General features: G+C 43.5%; 4 protein-coding genes. All 4 read right to left on the bottom strand.

The features are described 5' to 3' along the window. Nucleotides 1–515 precede the first annotated feature (515 nt). Nucleotides 516–1037 carry a hypothetical protein gene (locus JO972_RS16625; protein WP_309491212.1) on the bottom strand — a complete coding sequence of 174 codons (522 nt, stop codon included), beginning with the start codon at nucleotides 1035–1037 and terminating at the stop codon, nucleotides 516–518. Nucleotides 1038–1176: 139 nt separating this feature from the next. Then, a complete protein-coding gene (locus JO972_RS16620; RefSeq protein ID WP_309491211.1) occupies nucleotides 1177–1506 on the bottom strand; it encodes a hypothetical protein in 330 nt (109 codons plus the stop codon). A 164-nt stretch (nucleotides 1507–1670) separates the two neighbouring features. Next, complete coding sequence (locus tag JO972_RS16615) at nucleotides 1671–2144, bottom strand: hypothetical protein (protein ID WP_309491210.1); 474 nt, start codon at nucleotides 2142–2144, stop codon at nucleotides 1671–1673. Between the two features lie 219 nt (nucleotides 2145–2363). Next, a complete protein-coding gene (locus tag JO972_RS16610; protein ID WP_309491209.1) occupies nucleotides 2364–2876 on the bottom strand; it encodes a hypothetical protein in 513 nt (170 codons plus the stop codon). Between the last annotated feature and the right edge of the window lie 623 nt (nucleotides 2877–3499).

Below are 3499 nucleotides of genomic sequence, written 5' to 3'. Positions count from 1 at the left end.
TGTAGAATGTCCCATGCGTGTAGAATGTTTCTCGGACTAGGGACGGTATCCGGTCGGCCGCAATGACTTGTTAGATCCGAGGGGATCAATACGGCTTTGAAAGTCGAATGGTGCGCGGTTGACCAAAGGCTCGAAGGCTCTTCTGAATCTCTCCGACGATCAGTCAGAAATCATACGAGTGAGATAATGTCGGCCAGCATGACGGATGCAGGAAGAAGTGACGAAGGAACGTTCCGGAATCCGTGATGCGTTACCCTGGCGCTTCACCCTGCTCTCTCTTCGAGAATCTTTCCATCTGGTAGCGGGTGCCGCATGACGATGTAGTCATCGTGATGCAAAAACCAAACTGCTGACCATCTGCATGTCAACGAACGCGGAGACTCAGAATTCTTATTCTTATCTAACGTAAAGCTCAACCGCCGCTGAAGCAACCGTCGAATACCTCAAATGGTTTTCATCTCTAAGAAGTTACTGACTACGAACGGTTAGCGGTCGGATGAAGCGACTTGTTGGGCTTATTTTTGATCTGATCTAGAATATTTAAGTCGCCACTTAATAATCCCTGACGGTGTTGATGATTCACCGCTCTCTTCATAATTCGAATCATCGGCCACCTTGATGACGCATTTAAAGTCGTGACCATCTTCCAAGTCTAATTGCGTATAGTTGAATACATTGCTCTTATACGAGATCGAGAACACACGCGTGTCCCCAGCTTCAGATGATGCCAACCCCTTATAGAGCTTAGACACTCTGTCCCATCGTATAATAGAACTAACCGTCACGATATTGGAATTAAATGGATTTTTTAATGACTGGACTACTACAATTGCATTAATATTTTTATTATACCTGACTGAAGAAGATTTAGTGTATTTATATTTTTGTGTATCCTTATTGTTCGTAATCGTCAGCACGCCATTCCCTTCCCAAGTGCCTAGCTGACTCTTATAAGGATGAAACTCCGGAGGCAACTCATTAGCATGTGCTGCGCACGCTAATAGTCCAAACGTAAAATATTGAAGTCTGATAGTCATAATCTTTTTATTTTTGCCCAACGTAGAGAACAACCGACAGCCCTCACAAAAGGACAGCGCTTGCTCGAAATATTAATCTCCACAAATCACTGACTGCCGAACGGTTAGCTGTCGGATGCTTCGTCTTGTTCGGCCACATTTATCGAGGGGCGATCTCCACCAAGGGAGATACAATTAAACCAGCCCAAATCAATGCGCCGGAGATCAAGAGCACCATGCTGGTCAGAGCGCATGTTCTATAAAACGATGATATCGTCTTAAGTCTTCGAAATGAAACAGATGCGACAAACAATGATAAAAAAGTCCCAATAAAGAATACGAAGATCATCATTATTCCTGCTGAAATATTGGCACCACCAATACCAAATTTATCTATCATTATGCGAATATGGGTAGCTCTTCCAAATACTTCATACCACTGCCAGAAAGCTACAAAGAGGCAGCATAACGATAAGATCTTCCAACGCATATTCTTTCTTATTATTGCCGAACGTAGAGCTCAACCGCGCCGTGTAAAACAGATTCGCACCATTCACGTTTTTCGCTCTACAACTTCCTCGGACAACGAACGGTATCGCGTCGGATGAAGCGCCTTGTTCGGCTTATTATTATTTCTTATGTATCTTAGTTCGCTTACGAAACAACCTCCGCATTCACACGCGCAGGTCCATCAAGATTCTTCATATCTTCAAGTAGGTTTGCAGCATCACAGTCACGTGGCACATGAAGCTCTACCGTCTCTCCGTCAAAAACTGCTCGGTCAACTAAAGACTTCGCATCGCCAAGTCCTAGACAACAACGATCCATGATCAGACGAATGAGATCAAGCGTGCCAATTGACACCGGCCCACAAAATTTTGGATCTACCGAGAAACGTATCTTCATGGAATTCTTATTCTTGCCGAACGTAGAGCTCAACCGCGCCGTGTAAAACAGTTTCGCATCATTCTCGATTTTAGCTCTACAAATTCCTCGGACAACGAACGGTATCGCGTCGGATGAAGCGCCTTGTTCGGTAAAATCCTCGACACAACACTCGGCCATATTCTCACGATTCTTACCGCTATTCACACCGACCGTGATGTCTCTAGGAGTGTGAGGTGTCATTCACGATATGGTCCGCGAAATGTCCTTCAACGAGCGACTTCATACCTTGTGCAATCACGTGCGACTACTCCCCTGGTCATTATTCTTCATTATGACCGAACGTAGAGCTCAACCGCGCGATGTAAAACAGTTTCCAATCATTAACGGATTTAACTCAAAATGGTTTCTGACTCACAGACGGTATCGCGTCGGATGAAGCGCCTTGTTAGGTTTGTATTATTATTTGTCAACCTTTGTTGCTGTTGTCTGTTTCTTGTCCTTTCTGCTGTTAGAAATCATAACACCATTTTTTGGTAATCCGAAAGTTTCTTTTGCTCCGTCTGGATATATAATAATTAAATTCTTCCGATCTGTAATCCACTTTGCTGGCTCTGTGGGTTTGTTAGCACGAAAGACAGACCCATCTGGTCGAATTATTCTTTGGCTTTGCCATGATCCAACTCTAAAAATCCAAACGCCTAGATACTGCGATGCAATATCATCTCCGTCTGATGAATCCGCCAATGTATCAATATCGTTGATCATTGCCTCTATCACGTTAGAGGTTTTTAGGTCTCCTTTCCGCATATACGATAGTTTTAGTTTTTGCAATTCCTCAACATATACTTTATCGATCATTTGAATAGCCTTTGATCTCTTGTTAACGATTCGATTCACATCTTGTGGCAACTCATCTGAAAATGATGACATAATCGTAATACATATTATTGATAGTGTTAATATTGTTTTCATGTTTATATATTTTTACCTAACGTAGAGCTCAACCGCGCCGTGTAAACCAGTTTCGCATCATTAATGTTCTTAGCTCTGCACCTTCATCTCACAACGAACGGTATCGCGTCGGATGAAGCGCCTTGTTAGACGACATTCTTAGGGCAACCATATTCATCCGCTATAGCGTCAAGGTCATGATAAAGTGTTCCTTCAAAATATGGAAGAGCCTTCCGAATCGCTGTAATCAAGTGACACGCGATCTTACGGTTCATGTCTACATAATCTAGGTGAGGAATAGTAAGGACGGCACAGATCAGCGGCATTATCTCGGCGAGCAATTTGGGTTCAGCCTTAGAAAGTAAATATGAGGCCTGCATCCGACAATCATCCGAATACTTGTCATAGGGAGCGCAAACAGTGCAAAGTGACAACACCATCTCGGCTTCATGAAGTCTAGACACGATACTCTCTGTCGCCTCATCATCGGAATGTATTGAGGCAATTAGTGTCTCCCTTAGGTGATCGAGATTCATATTATTATTGTCTAACGTAGAGAACAACCGACAGCCCTCACAAAAGGACAGCGCTTGATCGAAATCTTAAATCGTCACACATCACTGACTGCCGAACGGTTAGCTGTC

Origin of the sequence: Oceaniferula flava (genome assembly GCF_016811075.1) — a bacterium.
Taxonomy (GTDB): domain Bacteria; phylum Verrucomicrobiota; class Verrucomicrobiia; order Verrucomicrobiales; family Akkermansiaceae; genus Oceaniferula; species Oceaniferula flava.
Note: the sequence above shows the minus strand (reverse complement) of the source record. Positions and strands in the feature narration are given on the sequence as shown.

Bases quoted from the DNA above. Each gene is read 5' to 3' on its own strand.
- JO972_RS16625 (WP_309491212.1), bottom strand. From the start codon at position 1,037: ATGACTATCAGACTTCAATATTTTACGTTTGGACTATTAGCGTGCGCA.
- JO972_RS16620 (WP_309491211.1), bottom strand. From the start codon at position 1,506: ATGCGTTGGAAGATCTTATCGTTATGCTGCCTCTTTGTAGCTTTCTGG.
- JO972_RS16615 (WP_309491210.1), bottom strand. From the start codon at position 2,144: ATGACACCTCACACTCCTAGAGACATCACGGTCGGTGTGAATAGCGGT.
- JO972_RS16610 (WP_309491209.1), bottom strand. From the start codon at position 2,876: ATGAAAACAATATTAACACTATCAATAATATGTATTACGATTATGTCA.